Source organism: Pseudomonas sp. HY2-MNA-CIBAN-0224 (genome assembly GCF_040310285.1).
Lineage (GTDB): Bacteria > Pseudomonadota > Gammaproteobacteria > Pseudomonadales > Pseudomonadaceae > Aquipseudomonas > Aquipseudomonas helleri.
The window spans coordinates 1-334 of the sequence record NZ_JBEOPQ010000293.1; the positions used below are offsets into that span (position 1 = coordinate 1).

Consider the following 334-nt stretch of genomic DNA (forward strand, 5'->3'; position numbering starts at 1 on the left):
CAATCAGCCCTTTGCCTGGTCGTCTGTTCTTGATTGCCATATTTAGTGCACGACAGACTAAATCAGCAGTCATGCGTTTATTAATGGCGTAGCCAACCAGCTCTTTGGTGTATAGATCTTTGACCCCTGCTAAGTACAGCCAGCCCTCATTTGTCCAGATATAAGTAATGTCACTGACCCAAGACTCATTAGGACGCTTGGCATCAAACTGCTGATCGAGCACGTTTGGATAAACCAGCTTGTTGTGATTAGAGTCGGTGGTCACTTTAAAGCGCTTATGACGTCGGCATTTGATGCCGTGCTCTTCTTTGATGCGTCTCACCATGTATAGGCT

1 protein-coding gene is annotated in these 334 nt (G+C 46.1%); it reads right to left on the reverse strand.

Annotated features, from left to right (window positions below; translation table 11 throughout):
* The coding region (locus AAEZ03_RS26460; RefSeq protein ID WP_350582732.1) for a DDE-type integrase/transposase/recombinase at positions 1-334 on the reverse strand (334 nt) is incomplete at both ends.